The organism is Sphingomonas sp. M6A6_1c, from assembly GCF_053345135.1.
In genome coordinates, this window is sequence record NZ_JBKEZO010000001.1 from 296,214 (window position 1) to 314,694 (window position 18,481).

At 65.9% G+C, this 18,481-nt stretch carries 20 protein-coding genes; 9 read left to right on the forward strand and 11 right to left on the reverse strand.

Annotated features, from left to right (window positions below; translation table 11 throughout):
* Positions 1-121: 121 nt before the first annotated feature.
* The 8 genes from ACLBWH_RS01300 (at position 122) to ACLBWH_RS01335 (ending at position 10,637) form a co-directional block, all read left to right on the forward strand.
* On the forward strand, positions 122-1,999 hold the full coding sequence (locus tag ACLBWH_RS01300) for an ABC transporter ATP-binding protein (RefSeq protein WP_447796212.1): 1,878 nt from the start codon (positions 122-124) through the stop codon (positions 1,997-1,999).
* 40 nt (positions 2,000-2,039) lie between these two features.
* Positions 2,040-2,432, forward strand: coding sequence for a hydroxyisourate hydrolase (gene uraH, locus ACLBWH_RS01305; RefSeq protein ID WP_447796214.1), 393 nt, complete (start codon positions 2,040-2,042; stop codon positions 2,430-2,432).
* Between the two features lie 248 nt (positions 2,433-2,680).
* Complete coding sequence (locus tag ACLBWH_RS01310; RefSeq protein WP_447796215.1) at positions 2,681-3,004, forward strand: hypothetical protein; 324 nt, start codon at positions 2,681-2,683, stop codon at positions 3,002-3,004.
* Between the two features lie 446 nt (positions 3,005-3,450).
* Entirely contained in the window at positions 3,451-3,972 is a 522-nt protein-coding gene (locus tag ACLBWH_RS01315; RefSeq protein ID WP_322849156.1) for an energy transducer TonB family protein, read from the forward strand.
* Positions 3,973-4,245: 273 nt separating this feature from the next.
* On the forward strand, positions 4,246-5,487 hold the full coding sequence (locus ACLBWH_RS01320; RefSeq protein ID WP_447796216.1) for a TetR family transcriptional regulator: 1,242 nt from the start codon (positions 4,246-4,248) through the stop codon (positions 5,485-5,487).
* Between the two features lie 56 nt (positions 5,488-5,543).
* Positions 5,544-6,899, forward strand: coding sequence for an MFS transporter (locus ACLBWH_RS01325; protein ID WP_447796217.1), 1,356 nt, complete (start codon positions 5,544-5,546; stop codon positions 6,897-6,899).
* A gap of 101 nt (positions 6,900-7,000) precedes the next feature.
* Positions 7,001-9,388: a TonB-dependent receptor gene (locus ACLBWH_RS01330; protein ID WP_447796219.1), complete on the forward strand. Its 2,388-nt coding sequence runs from the start codon at positions 7,001-7,003 to the stop codon at positions 9,386-9,388.
* A gap of 46 nt (positions 9,389-9,434) precedes the next feature.
* Positions 9,435-10,637, forward strand: a complete 1,203-nt coding sequence (locus ACLBWH_RS01335) for a Ca2+-dependent phosphoinositide-specific phospholipase C (protein WP_447796221.1) — start codon at positions 9,435-9,437, stop codon at positions 10,635-10,637.
* Between the two features lie 118 nt (positions 10,638-10,755).
* Here the strand turns inward: ACLBWH_RS01335 and ACLBWH_RS01340 are convergent, their stop codons facing one another.
* The 5 genes from ACLBWH_RS01340 to ACLBWH_RS01360 all read right to left on the reverse strand — a co-directional run bounded on the left by ACLBWH_RS01340 (position 10,756) and on the right by ACLBWH_RS01360 (position 13,844).
* Complete coding sequence (locus ACLBWH_RS01340) at positions 10,756-11,550, reverse strand: pyrroline-5-carboxylate reductase family protein (RefSeq protein ID WP_447796223.1); 795 nt, start codon at positions 11,548-11,550, stop codon at positions 10,756-10,758.
* A complete protein-coding gene (locus tag ACLBWH_RS01345) occupies positions 11,550-12,053 on the reverse strand; it encodes a type III secretion system chaperone family protein (protein WP_038658848.1) in 504 nt (167 codons plus the stop codon). The genes ACLBWH_RS01340 and ACLBWH_RS01345 overlap by 1 nt, the downstream gene beginning before the upstream one ends.
* Before the next feature lie 96 nt (positions 12,054-12,149).
* Positions 12,150-12,434 (reverse strand): accessory factor UbiK family protein, encoded by a 285-nt coding sequence (locus ACLBWH_RS01350; protein ID WP_447796225.1) that lies wholly within the window; start codon positions 12,432-12,434, stop codon positions 12,150-12,152.
* A gap of 34 nt (positions 12,435-12,468) precedes the next feature.
* Positions 12,469-13,020 (reverse strand): TspO/MBR family protein, encoded by a 552-nt coding sequence (locus ACLBWH_RS01355; RefSeq protein WP_322849149.1) that lies wholly within the window; start codon positions 13,018-13,020, stop codon positions 12,469-12,471.
* A gap of 89 nt (positions 13,021-13,109) precedes the next feature.
* Positions 13,110-13,844, reverse strand: a complete 735-nt coding sequence (locus tag ACLBWH_RS01360) for a TlyA family RNA methyltransferase (protein WP_447796227.1) — start codon at positions 13,842-13,844, stop codon at positions 13,110-13,112.
* 200 nt (positions 13,845-14,044) lie between these two features.
* Here ACLBWH_RS01360 and ACLBWH_RS01365 point away from each other — a divergent pair, with 200 nt between their 5' ends.
* A complete protein-coding gene (locus ACLBWH_RS01365) occupies positions 14,045-14,716 on the forward strand; it encodes an RBBP9/YdeN family alpha/beta hydrolase (RefSeq protein WP_447796228.1) in 672 nt (223 codons plus the stop codon).
* A gap of 6 nt (positions 14,717-14,722) precedes the next feature.
* Here the strand turns inward: ACLBWH_RS01365 and ACLBWH_RS01370 are convergent, their stop codons facing one another.
* The 6 genes from ACLBWH_RS01370 to ACLBWH_RS01395 are packed head-to-tail and all read right to left on the reverse strand — an operon-like array spanning position 14,723 to position 18,409.
* Positions 14,723-15,124 carry a PIN domain-containing protein gene (locus ACLBWH_RS01370; protein WP_322849146.1) on the reverse strand — a complete coding sequence of 134 codons (402 nt, stop codon included), beginning with the start codon at positions 15,122-15,124 and terminating at the stop codon, positions 14,723-14,725.
* Positions 15,121-15,351, reverse strand: coding sequence for a hypothetical protein (locus ACLBWH_RS01375; protein WP_322849145.1), 231 nt, complete (start codon positions 15,349-15,351; stop codon positions 15,121-15,123). The genes ACLBWH_RS01370 and ACLBWH_RS01375 overlap by 4 nt, the downstream gene beginning before the upstream one ends.
* Positions 15,352-15,397: 46 nt before the next feature.
* The gene (locus ACLBWH_RS01380) at positions 15,398-15,532 is read right to left on the reverse strand and encodes a hypothetical protein (RefSeq protein WP_447796230.1); all 135 of its coding nucleotides are present in this window, start codon (positions 15,530-15,532) and stop codon (positions 15,398-15,400) included.
* Complete coding sequence (gene dxs / locus ACLBWH_RS01385; protein ID WP_322849143.1) at positions 15,529-17,454, reverse strand: 1-deoxy-D-xylulose-5-phosphate synthase; 1,926 nt, start codon at positions 17,452-17,454, stop codon at positions 15,529-15,531. Before dxs ends, ACLBWH_RS01380 begins: the two co-directional genes overlap by 4 nt.
* A gap of 53 nt (positions 17,455-17,507) precedes the next feature.
* Complete coding sequence (locus ACLBWH_RS01390) at positions 17,508-17,975, reverse strand: Fur family transcriptional regulator (protein ID WP_447796231.1); 468 nt, start codon at positions 17,973-17,975, stop codon at positions 17,508-17,510.
* A gap of 41 nt (positions 17,976-18,016) precedes the next feature.
* Positions 18,017-18,409 carry a MerC domain-containing protein gene (locus tag ACLBWH_RS01395; protein WP_322849141.1) on the reverse strand — a complete coding sequence of 131 codons (393 nt, stop codon included), beginning with the start codon at positions 18,407-18,409 and terminating at the stop codon, positions 18,017-18,019.
* Positions 18,410-18,481: the final 72 nt, after the last annotated feature.

The following is an 18,481-nucleotide window of genomic DNA, read 5'->3' on the forward strand; positions in this document are numbered from 1 at the left end:
AAGGGAAACAGCGAGTACCCCTGAGACCGCCGATTGTGTATCGGGTCGTCATGCCGATGACCTTTGCACCTCCCGCACCCCGGCATGAAATGGGCTCGGCTTGAAGTGTCGGAGCGGCTGAATGGCCGATAGTGTCAGACAGGGTCGCGGCGGTGTTCCACCCCGGCCGACGACCTGGCGCGAGCGGCTGGGCGCGCTGCGCAATCTCCCGCCGTTCCTCGCCATGGTTTGGAACAGCAGCCGGCTGCTCACCGCCACGACGGTGGCCGTGCGGCTGGTGCGGGCGTTGCTGCCGATAGCGACGCTGTTCGTCGGCAAGCTCATCATCGACGAGGTCGTGCAACTGACCCACCTGACCGCGCAACCGGTCGGGCTCGCGAGCTGGCTGCGCTCCGGCCTGCTCGGCCGGCTCGAGGCGCTGCTGCTGGCCGAATTCGCTCTGGCGGTCGCCGCGGACCTTCTCGGCCGATTGGTGTCGCTCGTCGACGGTCTTCTATCCGACCGGGTCAGCAATGACGCGAGCGTACGGCTGATGGAGCACGCCGCCACGCTCGATCTCGCCGACTTCGAAGATGCCGCCTTCCAGGATCGCATGGATCGCGCGCGTATGCAGGCGAGCGGCCGCATGTCGCTGATGGGGCAGCTCTTCGGCCAGGCTCAGGACATCGTCACGGTCGTGACCTTCGCCGCCGGCCTCGTCGTCTATGCACCCTGGCTTATCGTCCTGCTCGCCATCGCCCTGATACCCTCCTTCCTCGGCGAGGCTCACTTCAACGCGCTGAGCTACGCGCTCAGCTTTTTGCGTACGCCGCAACGCCGCGAGCTCGACTACGTCCGGCAGGTCGCCGCCAGCGCGGACACGGCGAAAGAGGTCAAGATCTTCGGCCTCAGCTCTTTCCTGATCGATCGCTACCGCACCATCTCGCGCGACACCTACGACGCGAGCAGACGGTTGGCGTTGCGCCGCGCGGTCTGGGGTTCCGGCTTCGCGGCGCTCGGCACGATCGCTTATTACGCCGCTTATGCCTATATCGCCTGGCGCGCGGTCACCGGGTCGATCACCATTGGCGACCTCACCTTCCTGGCGGCGTCGTTCCTGCGGCTCCGCGGGCTATTGGAGGGCCTGCTCACCGGCTTTTCCTCGACCGCCGGGCAGGCATTGTACATCGACGACCTCTTCTCCTTCCTCCGAACCGAACCGGGCATCCGCTCGCCCGAGCAGGCGCTGCCGTTCCCCGACCCGGTTCGGCAAGGCTTCGTCTTCGACGATGTGGGCTTCCGCTATCCGGGCGCCGAACGGTGGGCGGTGCGGCACCTGTCGTTCACGCTGGCGCCGGGTGAGGTGGTGGCGCTGGTCGGCGAGAACGGTGCCGGCAAGACCACGCTCGTCAAGCTGCTGGCTCGGCTCTACGATCCCGTGGAGGGCCGCATCCTGCTCGATGGACGCGATCTGCGCGAATACGATCTCGACGCTCTGCGCGCCGCGATCGGCGTGATCTTCCAGGACTTCGTACGCTACAATCTGCCCGCCGCCGACAATATCGCGGTCGGCCGTATCGAGGCGCGTGATGATCGCGAGCGCAGCCGGGCCGCGGCCGAAGCCTCGCTCGCCGACGGCGTCGTCGCGAAGCTGCCGGATGGCTACGACCAGATGATCGGCAAAGGATTCCGGAACGGCGTCGACCTATCCGGTGGCGAATGGCAGAAAATGGCCATCGCCCGCGCCTATATGCGCAATGCTCAGGTCCTGATCCTCGACGAACCCACCGCGGCGCTGGACGCGCGCGCCGAGTACGAGGTGTTCCAGCGCTTCCGCGAATTGAGCGCCGGACGCTCGGCGGTGCTGATCTCGCACCGTTTCTCCAGCGTGCGCATGGCAGACCGCATCCTGGTGCTCAGCGACGGCAAGGTCGAGGCATCGGGGACCCATGCCGATCTTCTCACGGCCGGAGGTCGCTACGCCGAGTTGTTCGAACTTCAGGCCGCAGGCTACCGGTGACAACTCTTTCCACCATCGACCGTCAGCAAGGATTCCGCCCATGAAGACCATCGCCCTCGCCCTGCTCATCGGCGCCGCTGCCACGCCTGCCGCGGCGGCCGACATCTCGACCCATGTGCTCGATCTCGCCCGCGGCGTCGGCGGCAAGGCGGTGCCCGTCGTGCTTTCCAAGCGTGATGCGGATGGCAGATGGCAAAAGGTCGGTGCCGCTACGACCGATGCCGACGGACGCGTTCGCAGCTTCGGCGATGCCAAGGCTTTCGACGTCGGCATCTACAGGCTCCAGTTCGATATGTCGGGCTATCCCGATGCCGCATCGTCACCGTTCTTTCCCGAAATCACGTTGACGTTCCGGGTCGGCGACAAGGCCGGCCACTACCATGTACCGGTCGTCGTCAGCCCCTATGGCTATTCGACCTATCGCGGGACTTGATCATGAGCGCGGCGCTTGCCGTCACGGCGCCGGTGTTCAAGATCGCGAACCCAATCGGGTTGGATCTGCGCTGCGCGGCGCCGTTGAGGCCATAGGCCGCCGTGCGTGACGCGAAACTGGCCCCGACCGGCCGATCACCCGAAGTGACATCCGGGCGAAGGAAGCGATCGGTACCGGCTTCCCAGCGTTTCGGGAGTGCCGGCGCCGCTGGTTGAGGCGCGCCCCCCCTGCCCTGGGCCCGGCGCTCCTTGCCCACCGGCGACACCCTCGCCCGCCTGTTGTGCCTCCGCGACGAAAGAACCGGGCAACAGCGCCGCACCCGGCACGGCGGCAAGAAAAGTTCGACGACGCATGATGGTTGCTCCCCGGTGCCCGCGCGCATCCTCGCCAAGATGCTGGGCTACGACAAGGCACATCAACGTCCGTCGGACGAACTGGCAGAGTTTCGGGGGGCGCGTCAGCCGATCGGCCGCACCAAGCGCGGCATGAACACCAAGCTGTACGGCGTCAGCGATGCGGACGGGCGCCCCCTGAGCGTCTTCATGACGCCGGACAGGTCAGCGACGACGTAGCGCGGCAGCGACTTCTTCGTAAGAAAAACCGTGAAGGTTGGCTCGGCAGGAGCGCCGGGCCGGCGCTGCTTGGTGTCCGTCGACAGAACCGGAGCTTGTCGTCCTCTCACTTATGCAACAGCGCTCAAACGGTTTGCGATGGAGCCTTCGCCGCGGTCTTCGCAACTGTATAGGCATAATAGAAAAATGGTAAGAATAGGTGTCGTTATCTTTTCTACGTCAAGAATTAAGACAACATTCGACCTTCCCAAGCATAGATTTATAATAAATTGAATATTCATAACCCACGTTTGTTGACTCTTGGGATCGACAGGCAGAAGGCATTGCACCGAGAACAGCGCGACCGCAGACCACGCTTTTCTTATCGACCAAAGCGCCCATGTGGAATGCCCGCAGGTTTACGCACGTGTCTGATGGCCGATCACCTTACTAAAAGGAGGTCGAAAATGAAAAAGATTCTGTTGATCGCAATGTCTGCTTCTCAAATTCTTTTTTCGAACGCCGACGCAAAGAAGCGGATCGAGGAGATTACGGTTACGGCACCGCCGACCGTGCCTGTCTGGGCGGCGAAGCTCTCGCGTAAGCTCGACGACACGATGCGGTACCCGGCTGCCATCCTCGGCACGGACCCCGTGCACGGCTTCGTGCGGATTCGTTTTGCCATGAACGCCGACGGCAGCCTCAGCGGTATGCAGATTACGCGAAGGTCGGGTAGCAGACTGCTGGACAATGCGGCACTTAGCGCCGTGGCGAAGCTCGATCGGATCAGCGTGATGCCGATCGGCATCACGGCCGGCCGCTTTATCGAGGCTCATCTTCTGTTCGCGCAGACCGAGGGTCAAATGCGCGAAGTGGTGGCCGCCAACAAGGCGTATCGCGAAAGTCCTTCGGAGCGGATCGCCAGTGCCAATGACAGGCCGCTTCTCCTGGCCTCCCTGGCTCGGATGCCGGACAAACCTGTAGATTAAACCGGCGTCCTCGGGGGTCGCAGTTCACCGGCTCTGCGGGCGGTGAACTGCGCCTCGCGGAGAACCTGTCGTTCGTGGCGGAAGGCATCGCCCGCTTGAGATAACGGCCTATGGCAATACCGCCGTCGTTACGGTGGTCGCTGGTCCGCAGGAAGAGCCCAATCCAGCCGATCTGGCCTTCGCACCGGCGGCTGCGACCGAAGCGCTGCTCGAGGCGGAAGTGGAGCGTTCCCCGAGCGACGTTGCCGATTACGACTACAGGCGCCCCGATCGGTGGTGACGCTGCGCACGACGTACGCTAGCGCCTGCCATATGGACGAAGGGGACACCCGCGGCGGGGACGGCATCGGACGTGACGCGATCGTCGATGCAGCGATCGATATCATCGTTCGTCGCGGCTTGACCGGATTGACGCTTCGACCGCTCGCATCGAGCCTCGGGGTGAGCGTCGGCGTGATCTCGGCGAAGATCGGCGCCAAGGATCAGCTGATCGAGCGCGTGATCGATCTGGCCGCAGAGCGCGACCAGCATTTCTTCGATCGCTGGGCTGCCCTTGCGGGGCGCATCGCAGCCGGAGACCGCCGCACGCGTGCCGCTGTGGCGGACCTCGCCTTCCGGGATTGGACGATAGCGAGCCGGCAACAGGCGATCATCCTGATCGAGCTCGTTCATCATCGCGCCTTGGGGAACGTCGCTTCGGATAGGCTCGACCAATGGCTGACGCGCGCCGGGATCTTCTGGTCGACGCTGGTGTTCGGCGTGCCCGCGCTCGCCGACCTCGCGCTCGGCTATATGCTCGACGAGGCGGGTTTTGCCCTGGGTGCGGGCGGCGACCCTGCCTATGCAGCGTTGCGCGTGCTGTGCTTGCAGCGGTTCGCCGACGGATCGATCGCGCGCGACCATCGCGGCGGGCCGGAGATCGCACGGCTGATCGCGATGATGGCACCCGACGATCTACCGATCCCGGCCCCGGACGATCCGAAACGCCAGCATATCGCCGACAGCGCTGCCAGGATCATCGTCTCGCAGGGCATGAACGCGGCGACCCATCGCTCGGTGGCCGCCGCCGCCGGGGTACCGGCATCGACCGTCGTCTACCATTTCGGCGGTCGGGCGGCGCTGGTGGTGGCCGGGCTGCATGCGGTCATCGCCCGCTTCCACGGCGCGCGCGATCGCGCCCGCGCCGGAGGAGCTGCGCCTACCGACGACGCCGAGGCCAGCGACTTGGTCAAGGCGACGTCGATGATCGCGCTCGCCAGCATGCGCGAGCCGAGCCTGATCCCCTATGCCCTCGACATGCGGCGACGCCGTGGTGAGAATATCCGGCCGATTGACCTGGAAGCGCTGGGCTTCGGCCCGGGCGCCGCCGCTGGGCATGATCGCGCCGTAGCGCAGGTCGTATCGATCGCTTTGTTCGGCATGCGGATGGTCGCGATGGGAGGCGCGCAGCCGGAAGACGTAAATCATCGCAGTGCCTTTGCCGCCCTCGACGCGTGGAACGCCGGGACCCGGTAATCCCGTCGCGGACGCGGCTGTCATCGAAATGGCATATCCAACGCCTAGGCGGCGCCATGCCACGCCGGCCCACAGATTTGCGCGCGCCGTCGCGCGTGCGGCTGCTCGCGCTTTCGTTACCGACGTTCGTGTTCGCCGGATACGATCTGGCGCGTCGCAGTTTTCTGGCGGCCTATCTCTCCTACGATCTCGGCATGCCGATCGGCGACGTCGGCTGGCTGGTCATGCTCGTCGGGCTTGCATCTATCCCCGCGGAGATGATCGCCGGCGGGCTGTGCGACCGGGGATGGCGGCGGGTCGGCGCACGGACGCTGTGGATGGCCGGAGGCACCGTTTCGAGTGTCGGCGGCGGCGTGGCCCTGCTGGCACTCGACAGGTCGAGCGGCCTCCTCTCCCTTACGCTCGCGATGCTGCCGCTGGTCGCCGGCTGGGCCATCTGTAACGTCACGCATGGCGCCTGGGCGCTGGAGGCTACGCAGGACAATCGGGGCCGCGCGCAGGTGTTCGGTTTGCGCGCGCTTGCGGGTATCGGCGGCGGCGTGGCCTTTTCGCTGATCGGCGTGATGCGGACCGGGCAAATGCCGTCTCCTTTTACCGCGATCCTGATCGCGCTGCTCGTCGCCACGCCGCTTGCCCATCTCGGGCTGATCGCGCTGGTCCCCGACCGGGCCGAACCCGCCGGTGGCTTGCGCCGCGCTGCGCTGTTCGCCCCGATACGCCTGCTATTCGCCACCCGCGGTAACCGCCGGCTGGCCGGCCTGTTCGCGCTCAATGGCGCGCACACCGCGACGACGACTGTCGGCTACCTCTATCTTGTCGGCGCGGCGCTGGCGATCCCCGAATGGGGACCGACGGGCATTCTCCTTCAGTCGATTTGTGCCGCGGTGGGCATCGCCGCCGTCATTACCTATGGGTCCCGCGTGCCGCCTATCCAGACGTTGCGGGCCATATGCTGGATCAATCTGCTGCTGGCGATGGCACTGATCGCACTTCCTCCCGGCCGCCCCGCGGCGCTGATGCTCTGGTCGGCGCTGTTCGGCCTGGTATCGGCGATCGACTTCATGGCGTTGCGGGTCTTGCTGGGCGATCGACACGATCTGGCGGCGCGTGCCGACGATGCGGATGCGCGCGCCGCGGCGTATTATGCCGCCTTCCACCTGCCCTTTAATCTATGCGCCGCGTTGGCCACGGGTGTGCTGTTCGCGGGCTATCGGTTGCTCGGTTTCGATCCGGCCGCGGCGCACGGTGCCGAACACCCGTATGTCGCCGCGCAGCTTATGCCGGCGCTGTATGCGTTGATCTTGATGACCGCATCGCTCCGGCTCGTCCGGCGATACCGGCAGGAGCAGGCGGCGGCCCCCGCACCGCAAGCGCCGGCCGAACCGGAATCAACGTCGACTGAACAAGTGTAATTCTCCTGTCACGGATCACCCGTAGACGATCGCCATGCCTGCCGGCGACTCGACGGCAATCGGGGGATTTCAGAGTGACCATTTCAAAATTAGCGGGCTTGATGACCGGGACCGCCTTGCTCCTCACCAGCGCAGTTGCTGAACAAGCGTTTGCGCAGGCTGCGCCACAGACCAGCGAAAGCGCGCCGGCGCCCGCCCAGTCCACCGACGAGGGCGACAGCCTCGCCGACATCGTCGTCACCGCGCAGCGCCGCCCCGAAAAGGCGCAGTCGGTGCCGATCTCGATCACCTCTGTCAGCGGCGAGCAATTCCAGAAGACCGGCTATATCGGGCTGACCGACCTGCAATATGTCGTCCCCGGCGTGCAATATAACCCGACGCAGGGCGCCGCCTTCCAGATCCGCGGCGTCGGCAGCTCGTCGTTCGATCTCTCCAATGCCAAGTCGGTCAACGTCGTCGTCGACGACATCGTCATGGACAACCAGCGCGACAACGGTCTGATCGGCCTCGTCGACATCGCGCGCGTCGATGTGCTGATGGGTCCGCAGGGGACTCTGTTCGGCAAGAATTCGACGTCGGGCGTGATCTCGCTCACCACCAATGCCCCGGTGATCGGCCAGCTCTCCGGCAATGCCTATGGCAGCTACGGTGAGCGCAACGACCATATCGTCAACGGTACGGTCAATCTGCCGGTCGGCACCAGCGCCGCCCTGCGCGTCTCCGCGTTCCAGCAGGGGCAGGACGGCGCCGGCCGCTACGTCACGCTCGACCGCAATCTCAACCGCGTCGACGAATATGGTGTGCGCGCCAAACTGCTCTACCGCCCGCTCGACGCGCTCGAATTCGTGCTCGCCGGCGAATATACGCGGCATTACGACACCTCGGTGCGGACACCGGTCGGCGGTCCGGCCGGTTCGGTTTTCGCGCCCTCCGCGGCGATCAGCGCACAGATGGCGGCGCTCGGCGTGGTGGCGAACGAGAAGAACACCGACTCGCTTGACAGTTATCTCGGCTCGATCGGCATGACCAACAAAGGCGGATCGCTGCACGCCACTTACGATCTCGGCGACGTAACGCTGACCTCGATCACCGCCTATCGCGAAACGGTCTACGACAACGACACGCCCGCCGATCTGCTGCCGGCGAACGTCAACGCCTATCTGCCCTTCAACATGGGCCGGCTGCGCTCGAACAAAGTCAGCGAGGAGGTCCATATCACCTCGTCGAGCGGGCATTTGCTCGAATATCTCGTCGGCGCCTTCTACAACCGGCTCAACGCCACGCAGACTCAATTGCAATGGGGTCCGCTCGGCGCGCCGGTCTTCGACGCGAACGGCGTCGGCCGCCCCACGCTATCGGCGAACACCGGCGCGAACGATCCCGTCACCGGCGCGCTGCTCGGCAATACGGTGCGGTTCAAATCCTATAACGAAACCGCAGCGGTGTTCGGCCAGACCAAGTTCACCTTCACGCCGCAGCTCAGCCTGACGCTCGGCGGCCGCTACAATTACGACTGGAACGGCCAGTCGATCGGCTATTACGATACCGATCCGCTACCGATCACCGGCTATTCGCCGAGCTTCACCGCGCCCAGCGCGGCGCCGACCGCCGACTTTCGCAACGGGTCGCGCAACGGCGGCAAGTTCACCTACCGCATCGCGCCGCAGTTCGCGATCAGCCCCGACGTGATGCTCTATGCGACCTATTCGACCGGCTACAAGCCCGGCGGCATCGCGTTCGTCGGCAACAAGTTCAATCCGTACAATGCGGAATCGGTGAAGAGCTGGGAAGCCGGCATCAAATCGGAATTTCTCAATCGCCGCGTGCGGCTCAATTTCGATCTCTATTCCTCGACCTATACCGATTTCCAGGCGACGATCCTGACCCCGGTGACCACCGGCATCGGCGGTTTCATCCTCGCCTCGGCGATCGGCAACGCACCGGGCCTGCGCTCGCGCGGCGTCGAGGCGTCGCTGGCAGTGAAGCCGACGCGCGATCTCTCGCTCGGCGGAGCGGTGACCTACAACGACTCGAAATTCACCGACTATGTCGCCAGCCCGACCGCCAATTATACAGGCACGCGCCTGACCAACGCCCCGCGCTGGTCCTTCACCATCAACGGCGATTACAATACGGAGGTTAGCGCAGATCTGAAGGTGAAGGCGCATATCGATTATGCCTATCGCAGTGCCACGCAGACCGTCACCGGCGCGCTGCTCGGCGACTGGCTGGCGCCACCGGTCAGGAATGCAGACGGCACCTCGACGCCGAATGCCAGCTATTCCTTCATCCCCGCTTACGGTCTGGTAAATGCGCGCCTGAGCGTCGCCAAGATCGATGATACGGTCGAGGTCGGCGTGTACGCGCGGAACCTGTTCGATACCTATTTCTCGACCGGCTACCAGATCTACGGATCGCTCGGCCTGCTGCATTACAGCACCCCGGCCGCCTACCGGACGCTCGGCGGCTTCGTGAAAATCAACTTTTGACGGTCGGTCGGCGGTGACGGTGGACATTCTCCGAAAGGGAAAGACGATGAAGAAGCTGGTGATCGGCCTCGCCGCAAGCTGTGCGGCCGCGGCGCTCGCATCCGCGCAAGGCCCCGCATCCGAACCGCGGATCAATCAGATCCAGGTGGTCGGTACGCACAACAGTTATTCGCAGGGCATCGACCCGCGGCTGATGGCGATGGCCGAGGCGATCGTGGGGCCGGCGATGCTTGCGCGCATGAGCAGCCTCACCGGCGCCGCGAAAGCCGCCGCACTCGAATATCACCCCAATCCCGGCACCCTGACCCAGGGGCTCAATTACCGATATACGTCCCTGTCCGCGCAACTCGATGCCGGTATGCGCAGCCTGGAAATCGACATCAACAACGATCCAGAGGGCGGCCGCTATCTGCACCCCGCTGGCTATGCCGCGCTGAAGGCCAAGGGCGTGGTCGATCCATTGCCGCTGGACACCACCGACATGGAGAAACCGGGCCTGAAAGTGTTCCACATCGCCGATTTCGACGTGCGATCGAGCTGCAACCTCTTCCGCACGTGCCTCGGTCAATTGCGTCGCTGGTCGGATGCCCATCCCGATCACCAGCCGATCTTCATCCTCGTCGAGGCGAAGAGCGACGCGTTGCCGATCTTTCCGGGATCGACCGCGCCTCTGCCGTTCGACCGCAAGGCATTTGCGGAGATGGACCAGACGATCTTCGACGTGATCGGCCGGGATCATCTGATCACCCCCGACGAGGTCCGCGGAAGTTATCCCACGCTCGAGGCGGGGGTTCGAGCGCACCACTGGCCTACGGTCCGTGCCGCGCGTGGCAAGTTCGTCTTCCTGCTGCTGACCGCACTCGATCCTGCTGCGCTGGCGGCCTATCATCAGGGCCATCCCAATCTCGAAGGACGGGCCGCCTTCCTGCGCGCGAGCCCGGGGGACAGCTATGCGGCATTCCTGCTGATGGACAATGCGACGATGCGGGCGAAGGAGATCCCGTCGCTCGTCAGGCAGGGGTATCTCGTCCGCGCCCGCGCCGATATCGAGACGTACGAAGCACGGGTCAACGATCGCACCCGCGCCGATCTGGCGTTTCGCAGCGGCGCGCAGATCGTATCGACGGATTTCTATCAGCCGGGCAACGGTTACGGCACGCCCTATGTCGTGCGCCTGCCCGGTGGCGGTGCCGCACGCTGCAATCCGGTCAACGCACCCGCTGGCTGTTTGCTGCAGCGAGGCCGGTGAGAGGAACGGCGTCGGCGAAGGCGACCTCGCCGTCATCGCCTCACGGTTCGAAATTGCCGACTGGTACTCCTGCCCACCAGCCAGAAACCGGACAGAGCCGGTTCCGGACCGCTCCGGCCTAGCCGCGCGCCGCCGCCGCCATGGCACGGTTGCGCGCTGCGGAGGCGGCGAGCGTTTCGGTCAGCAGCGTAACGAGGCGATCGTCGCGATCGAGGACGTTGAGCCCCTCGCGGGTCGAGCCGCCGGGGCTGGCGACGCGATCGGCGAGCGTGGCGGGGGTGACGTCGGCCTCGGCGGCCAGCGACGCCGAACCGGCGAGCGTCGCCAGCGCGAGCCGGGCGGCCTGATCCTGCGGCAGGCCTAACGCCGTGCCGGCCTGCGCAAGCGCGTCGGCGAAGCGGAAGACGAAGCCGGGGCCGCAACCGGCGAGCGCGGTGACGTCGTCGAGTTGGGCTTCGTCGGCGATCCACTCGACGAGGCCGAGCGGCAGCATCCATTCAGTCAGTTCGGCGCGCGCCGCATCATCCGCGGCGGTGGAGAAGAGCGCGACGACACCCTGCCCGATCGCGACCGGTAGATTGGGCATCGCGCGGACCACCGCATCGGCCTTGCAGAGCGTGGCGAGCGTCGCCTCCTCGACACCGGCGAGGATCGACACCAGCACGCGCGGCGCGTGGCCGGCGAGCGGACCATCGCGGAGCAGCGCGAGCTGTTGCGGCTTGAGGCCGAGCAGGATGACGTCGAAGCCACCCTCCCCCGCATCCGGGACCGCCGGCACGACGCGGATGCCGTCGGGCATCGCGCGACCGCTGGGACTGACGACGGTGACGTCGGCGGGCGATAGGCCGGCGGCGAGCCAGCGGCGCAGCATCGCGCCGCCCATGTTGCCGGCGCCGACCATCAGCAGGCGCATCAGGCCTCGCCCTGCGTCTCGATCAGCGCGGCGGCGAGCGCCTCCTTGGGGGTCTTGCCGCCCCACAGGACGAACTGGAACACGGGATAGAAGCGCTCACACTCCTCGATCGCCGATTCGACGAGCAATTCGGTGGCGCCGAGCGACATCGTGCCCTCCTCCTCGCCGTCGATCATCGCGGCATGGCGGTAGAGCAGCACGCCCGAGGACGACCAGAGTTCGAAATGGCCGATCCACAATTGCTCGTTGACCAGACCGATCGCCTCGTACACCGCGGCGCGGCGATCATCGGTGACCTTGATGTCGGGGAAGGCCAGGAATTGCAGGACGCTGTCGTCCTCACGCCAGAGCGCGCGCAATTCGTAGCTGGTCCAGCTGCCCTTGACGGTCGCGACGATCTCGTCGTCGTGACGCTCATGCTCCCAGCCATGCGCAGCATAATAAGCCTCGAGCATGTCGATCGGGGCGTCGGGTTCGGATTCGTGTTCAGCGTGGTCGAGCATCGTTACGCCTCTATCGCACGACAAGGCTGCCTAGGCAAAAACGCCCAGGCAACCCCGTCGTGGACAACACCGTCGATAAAGCTGTGGAAAAGTCGGTCAGGCGGTGGGGACCGGGTCGGCGGACGGCGTCGCGGTGGTGCCGAGCCGCGCTTCGAGCGCGTCCAGCCGCGCTTTCAGCGCGTCATTTTCGTCGCGTGCGGCGACGGCCATTGCCTTCACCACCTCGAATTCGTCGCGGCTGACGAAATCGAGGCCGCCGATCCATTCGCGCGCCCGTGCCCGCGCACCCGATTCGGCTTCGCGGCCGACGCCGGCCAGCGTGCCGGCGGCACCATTCACCAGCTTCACCAGATCGTCGAACAGGCGGTTGTCGGATTGCATATCGAAAGGATCCCGGAAAAACGATGCGAACGTGTCAAAGCATCTGGGAGGTATGCGCCGCCGGCACAAGGGTTTCGGCGTCGGGGTTGAGCTGGCCGATCCGCCAGGTCAGCACGCCGGCGAAGCTGATCCACACCAGATAGGGCACCATAAGCCACGCGGCGAGCGGGCGGATACGACCGAACAACACGGTGGTGATCGTCGCGACGACGAGGATCGCGACGATGACCAGCAGGGCGGCGCCGACCTGGTGCATGCCGAAGAACAAGGGCGTCCACGCCAGATTGAGCACGAACTGGACCGCAAAGGCCGCCAGCGCCAGTCCCCGCCCGCGCGCGCCGCGCGCATGGAGGATCATCGCCACCGCGAGGCCGAGCAGGATGTAGAGCGAGGTCCAGGCGACCGGGAAGACCCAGCCGGGCGGGGTCAGCGCCGGTTTCTGCAACGCGACGTACCAGCCGTTGTCGGCGCCCGCCGGCACCGCCCGTCCGGAGGCGAAGCCGAGCAACAGGATCAGCGGTACGGTAAAGACGGCCCAGCGCAGGAACGACACCCGCAACTGCCCCTTTGAAGCGATCCCGCCCACCCGATGCTCCTCAACAGCGTTCACGTCTGCTTTGCCGCGACGCGCAGCCTTCGTAAAGCACCCGTATCGGTGATCGTTCCCATTGTAGATCAATCGCGTATCGCGGCGACCAAATATTCCACATTGCCCTCAGGCCCGGTGATCGGACTCTCGACCACACCGTCCACCGGCCAGCCCGATGCGGACAGCCACGCGACCACCGTATCGCAGACGCGGGTGCGCACCTCGGGATCGCGGACGACGCCGCCCTTGCCGACCTCGGTCCGTCCCGCCTCGAACTGCGGCTTGATCAGCGCCAGCAGCCGGGCGCCGGGCCGGGCGAAGCTCATCGGCCGTTCCAATACCTTGGCAAGGCCGATGAAACTGGCGTCGCAGACGATCAGGTCGATGGCTTCGGGGATATGCGTGGCGGTGAGGATACGCGCGCTGGTCTGTTCGTGGACGATGACGCGCGGGTCCTGGCGCAGCTTCCAGGCAAGCTGGTTGGTGCCGCTGTCGACCGCATAGACGCGCGCCGCGCCGCGGCTGAGCAGCACGTCGGTGAAGCCGCCGGTCGACGAGCCCACGTCGATCGCCACCGCATCGGCGACGGCCCAACCGAAATGGTCCAGTCCATGCGCCAGCTTGATGCCGCCACGCGACACCCAGGGATGATCGCGGCCGCGCACGTCGAGCGCGACGTCCTCGGGGAACGTCTGCCCCGGCTTGTCGACCTTGCGCGTGCCGGCGAACACGAGCCCCGCCATGATCAGCGCCTGTGCGCGCGTCCGCGATTCCGCGAGGCCGCGATCGACGAGCATCTGGTCCGCACGGGTCTTTGCCATGACGCCCCCTAGCGCCGAACGCGCGCCCGCGTCACCCCGCATACGCCGGCCCTTCGCTCCGGCGCTCACCACCTTCAACTGGGCGCATCGGCGATTGCCTAGCGGAACAGTAGGATTATCTTCGCGGTTGTGCTGGTGTGGAGGACGGAGGGTCCGAACGCCGGCCCGACACGCCCTTTCACACGGAGGGAGATGCAGCCATGACCGGATTTTCCAGTTTCGAAAGCGTGCAACCGACCATCCTGACCGTGCCGGGCCTCGGCGGCTCCGGGCCGTCGCACTGGCAGACGCTGTGGGAGGATTCGCGTCCCGACACGCTGCGCGTCGAGCTCGGTATGTGGAACACGCCGCATCGCAATGCCTGGGTGACCAAGCTCGACCAGGCGATTTCCCGCGCCGAGGCGCCGGTGATCCTCGCCGCGCACAGCCTCGGCTGCCTCGCGGTGGCGTGGTGGGCGGAGCTGAGCCCGCAGCCTTATGGCTGGCCGGTCGCCGGCGCGCTGCTGGTGGCGCCCGCCGACGTCGACCGGCCGGGTGCGCCCGACGAATTGCGCGGCTTCGCGCCGACGCCGCGCACGCCCCTGCCCTTTCCATCGATCCTCGTCGCGTCGAGCGACGATCCGTGGATCGGCATCGACCGCGCGCACAGCCTCTCGGCGCAATGGGGCAGCCATTTCATCGATGCCGGGCCGCAGGGGCACCTCAACGCCGCCAGCGGGATCGGCTGGTGGGAAGAGGGCCAGGAGCTGCTCAACCGGGTGATCGCCGCGGGTACCGACAGAAGCGGCCGCGCCCGCCCGGCGAGCGACGCACGCTCGATCCTCGCGATCAACGCCACCGAAGCGGCGCAGGCGCATTATCTCAGGCGCTGAGGCGTGTCAGCCGGGCGCGAACGGGTTCACGATCCGGACGCGCCCGTCGATGACGAGGCCGTGGTGCATGTCTTCCGAATAGAGAATGTCGCACCCGGCGACGACGGCCGCCGCCGCGATCATCCCGTCGTAGATCGAGAGGGTATAGCGTTCGGCCAGACGCAGGCCGAGTTGGTGGAGAGCAAGATCCAGCACGACGAGTCTCGGACATCGATCGACAACGGTTTCGACGGCCAATCCGATCTTCAGCCAGTCCCAACCCTGCTTGCGGCGCAGGACGTTCGCCAGTTCGTTCAACGATTGTGCGCTCACGACGCCGCCTTGCTGCAGCAGCTGGTAGGCGACCAGGCTTCGCAGATCGTCCGTGAACGCATAGACCAGAATATTGGAATCGAAGAAGGCGCTCATCGGCGCGCGTTGGCTTCTTCCCGGTCGAACTTGTAATCGGGGGGTAATGGGCGAGCGAGCTTCTTCATCCGGTCGATAGCGGAATCCCGTGCCTCGTCGGATACGGGGATGGTTATCACGCCCGGCGGGGTCAGGCTCACATCGTCACCGTCGTGCAGCCCCAACGAGGCCACGACCTCGTCGGGGACCTTCACGATATAGCCATCCGATGTCTTGGTCAGCTTCATGGCCCGCTCATACCATAATATCGTGACAGGTACGAGACGGGGGCGTTCAGCCCCCTTCGCGCTCCTGCTCGCGTCCCCTGGCGGTGGCGGCCTTCATCGCGCGGTAGAGGCGGACGTTGAGGCCGATCAGCACCACCAGCGCGAGGCCGGTGATGACGACGACCGCGGTCCACTCCTTCATGCGCGCGCGCCCTCGGTCACCTCGGTGCTGTTGTGGCGCAGCGTCCGAAGCACGGTCTGGACGATATGGTCCGCGTCGAGGCCCGCTTCGGCATATTGCTTCTCGGGCTTGTCCTGGTCCTGGAAGACGTCGGGGAGGCGCATCGTGCGCAATTTGAGCCCGCCGTCGATCAGCCCCTCGTCGCTCGCCAGCGTCAGCACGTGCGCGCCGAACCCGCCGACCGCATTCTCCTCGATCGTGACCGCGACCTCGTGACTGGTCAGCAGGCGACGGATCAGCGCCTCGTCGAGCGGCTTGGCGAAGCGCAGATCGGCGACCGTGGTCGACAGGCCCTTGGCCTCGAGCACGTCGGCGGCCTTGAGCGCCTCCTCAAGCCGGGTGCCGAGCGACAGGATCGCCACGGTCTTGCCCTCGCGGACGATACGGCCCTTGCCGATCTCGAGCCGCTGGGGCACCTCGGGCAAATCGACGCCGACGCCGTTGCCGCGCGGATAGCGGAGCGCGATCGGACCGCTGTCGTGCAGCGCGGCGGTGTGCGTCATATGGACCAGCTCGGCCTCGTCGGCCGCCGCCATCACGACGAAATTGGGCAGGGTCGCCAGATAGGTGACGTCGAACGAGCCGGCATGCGTCGCGCCATCGGCGCCGACCAGGCCCGCGCGGTCGATCGCGAAGCGCACCGGCAGGTTCTGGATCGCGACGTCGTGGACGACCTGATCGTAGGCGCGCTGGAGGAAAGTCGAATAAATCGCGCAGAACGGCCGCATCCCCTGCGCGGCAAGGCCCGCGGCGAAGGTCACCGCATGCTGTTCGGCGATCCCAACATCGAAGGCGCGATCAGGGAAGGCCTTGGCGAAGCGGTCGACGCCGGTGCCCGACGGCATCGCCGCGGTGATCGCGACGATCGTCGGGTCGCGCTCGGCTTCCCTCACCAGCGCGTCGCCGAAGACGTTCTGATATTGCGGCGGTCCCGGCGGTGCCTTGGCCTGCGCGCCGGTGATGACGTCGAACTTCTGGACGCCGTGATATTTGTCCGCCGCCGCCTCGGCCGGGCCATAGCCCTTGCCCTTCTTGGTGACGACATGGACGAGGATCGGCCCCTCCTCGGCGTCGCGGACATTCTCCAGCACCGGGATAAGATGGTCGAGATTGTGGCCGTCGATCGGGCCGACGTAATAGAAGCCGAGTTCTTCGAACAAGGTACCGCCCATCGTCATGCCGCGGGCGAATTCGTCGGTCTTGCGCGCGGCGGCGTAGAAGGGCCGCGGCAGGCGGCGGGCGAATTTGCGCAGGATGTCGCGGACGCCGAGGAATTCGCGGCTCGACACGATCCGCGACAGATAGGCAGACAGGCCGCCGACCGGCGGGGCGATCGACATGTCGTTGTCGTTGAGGATGACGACCAGCCGGTTGCCCGCCTGTTCGGCGTTGTTCATCGCTTCATAGGCCATGCCGGCGGACATCGAACCATCGCCGATCACCGCGATGCCGCGGCCCGGCGTGCCGGCGAGCTTGTTCGCCACCGCGAAGCCGAGCGCCGCCGAGATCGAGGTCGAGCTGTGCGCGGCGCCGAACGGGTCGTATTCGCTTTCCGACCGTTTGGTGAAGCCGCTGAGCCCGCCACCCTGACGCAGGGTGCGGATCCGGTCGCGACGGCCGGTCAGGATCTTATGCGGATAGCATTGGTGGCCGACGTCCCACACCAGCCGGTCGCGCGGCGTGTCGAAGACATAGTGGAGCGCGGTGGTCAGCTCGACCACGCCGAGCCCCGAACCCAGGTGCCCGCCGGTCGATCCGACCGCCGAGATCGTCTCCTGCCGCAGTTCGTCGGCCAATTGGCGCAACTGCTCGGGCGGGAGTTTTCGCAGCTCTTCCGGTGTGTTGACGGTATCGAGCAGCGGCGTTTCGGGTAATTCGGCCATCGGACCCGTCTACGCGCTTGTACGTTGGGTGTCGATTGTCGGCGCGCGCAACTTCAGGCGCAGTCGGCACACTTGCCGCGCACCTCGATCACGGGACGAATTGGAGCAAAACCAACGGCTTGCGCGGCATTCCTGACACCGCGTGTGACCGTGTCGTCGTCGAGATGCACGGTTTGTCCACACGAATCGCACACGAGAAAGATGCAGTCGTGCAGGCAATCGGGATGCGCGTTGGCCACGTAAGCATTTGAGCTTTCGACCTTCCGCGCCAGGTTGGCGGCCACGAACACGTCGAGGATGCGGTAGATGCTGTTGGCGGCGACGCGGCGGCCCTCGCTCTTCGACATCGCCTCCGCGATATCATAGGCGCTGGCCGGCTTGGTGAAACCGACGAGTGCGGCGAAGACGTTGGCGCGCATCTGCGTCCATTGCTCGCCGGACTTCTCCAGCGTCGCCCGCGCGGCCTTGGTGAGATCGGCGCCCTGCGGCTCGTGATGATCGTGATGCGCGTGGGATGCCATGAGCGGGACTTAGGTGGCGGCGACCGCGATCACAAGCCGCGTCAGATGACGGCGCGGCGGTTGAGATCGTGCCCGAAGGCGAGCAACCCGACGCCGATCACCGTCCACAAGGTCTCGGCGCCACCGCCGCCTTCGTGCGGCAAGGTCATTGCGCCGGCCATGATGCCGAGCCCAAAGGCGCCCATCGACGCCGGCATGACATAGCCATGATCCCAGACGCCGCGACCGAGCGCGACCGCACCGAGGAAGATGGCGATCGTCAGGCCGATCTCATGAAAGATCGGGTTGAGCAGCAGCCCGCCCGCCGCCGACAGCATCGCCAGCAGCACCGCGCTCGCGAGGCAGTGGACGACGCACAGGCCCGACAGCGCGATCGCGGCGCGATCGAGCCAGGCCCAGCCGAAGCGGCGTACAGAATGCGTCTGATGCGTCATTGCTGCCGCCCATCTAGGCCGGCCGGCGAAAGGTTACAATATCACATGTCGCTTGCGGCGGAGATTTTCTCT

What these genes read in the sequence shown, in the direction of transcription:
- ACLBWH_RS01315 (WP_322849156.1), top strand. Translation starts at nt 3,451, where the DNA reads ATGAAAAAGATTCTGTTGATCGCAATGTCTGCTTCTCAAATTCTTTTT.
- ACLBWH_RS01380 (WP_447796230.1), bottom strand. Translation starts at nt 15,532, where the DNA reads ATGAAGGAGTGGACCGCGGTCGTCGTCATCACCGGCCTCGCGCTGGTG.
- ACLBWH_RS01365 (WP_447796228.1), top strand. Translation starts at nt 14,045, where the DNA reads ATGACCGGATTTTCCAGTTTCGAAAGCGTGCAACCGACCATCCTGACC.
- ACLBWH_RS01360 (WP_447796227.1), bottom strand. Translation starts at nt 13,844, where the DNA reads ATGGCAAAGACCCGTGCGGACCAGATGCTCGTCGATCGCGGCCTCGCG.
- ACLBWH_RS01390 (WP_447796231.1), bottom strand. Translation starts at nt 17,975, where the DNA reads ATGGCATCCCACGCGCATCACGATCATCACGAGCCGCAGGGCGCCGAT.
- ACLBWH_RS01395 (WP_322849141.1), bottom strand. Translation starts at nt 18,409, where the DNA reads ATGACGCATCAGACGCATTCTGTACGCCGCTTCGGCTGGGCCTGGCTC.
- ACLBWH_RS01345 (WP_038658848.1), bottom strand. Translation starts at nt 12,053, where the DNA reads ATGCTCGACCACGCTGAACACGAATCCGAACCCGACGCCCCGATCGAC.
- ACLBWH_RS01335 (WP_447796221.1), top strand. Translation starts at nt 9,435, where the DNA reads ATGAAGAAGCTGGTGATCGGCCTCGCCGCAAGCTGTGCGGCCGCGGCG.
- ACLBWH_RS01375 (WP_322849145.1), bottom strand. Translation starts at nt 15,351, where the DNA reads ATGAAGCTGACCAAGACATCGGATGGCTATATCGTGAAGGTCCCCGAC.
- uraH (WP_447796214.1), top strand. Translation starts at nt 2,040, where the DNA reads ATGAAGACCATCGCCCTCGCCCTGCTCATCGGCGCCGCTGCCACGCCT.
- dxs (WP_322849143.1), bottom strand. Translation starts at nt 17,454, where the DNA reads ATGGCCGAATTACCCGAAACGCCGCTGCTCGATACCGTCAACACACCG.
- ACLBWH_RS01350 (WP_447796225.1), bottom strand. Translation starts at nt 12,434, where the DNA reads ATGCAATCCGACAACCGCCTGTTCGACGATCTGGTGAAGCTGGTGAAT.
- ACLBWH_RS01340 (WP_447796223.1), bottom strand. Translation starts at nt 11,550, where the DNA reads ATGCGCCTGCTGATGGTCGGCGCCGGCAACATGGGCGGCGCGATGCTG.
- ACLBWH_RS01330 (WP_447796219.1), top strand. Translation starts at nt 7,001, where the DNA reads ATGACCGGGACCGCCTTGCTCCTCACCAGCGCAGTTGCTGAACAAGCG.
- ACLBWH_RS01325 (WP_447796217.1), top strand. Translation starts at nt 5,544, where the DNA reads ATGCCACGCCGGCCCACAGATTTGCGCGCGCCGTCGCGCGTGCGGCTG.
- ACLBWH_RS01300 (WP_447796212.1), top strand. Translation starts at nt 122, where the DNA reads ATGGCCGATAGTGTCAGACAGGGTCGCGGCGGTGTTCCACCCCGGCCG.
- ACLBWH_RS01370 (WP_322849146.1), bottom strand. Translation starts at nt 15,124, where the DNA reads ATGAGCGCCTTCTTCGATTCCAATATTCTGGTCTATGCGTTCACGGAC.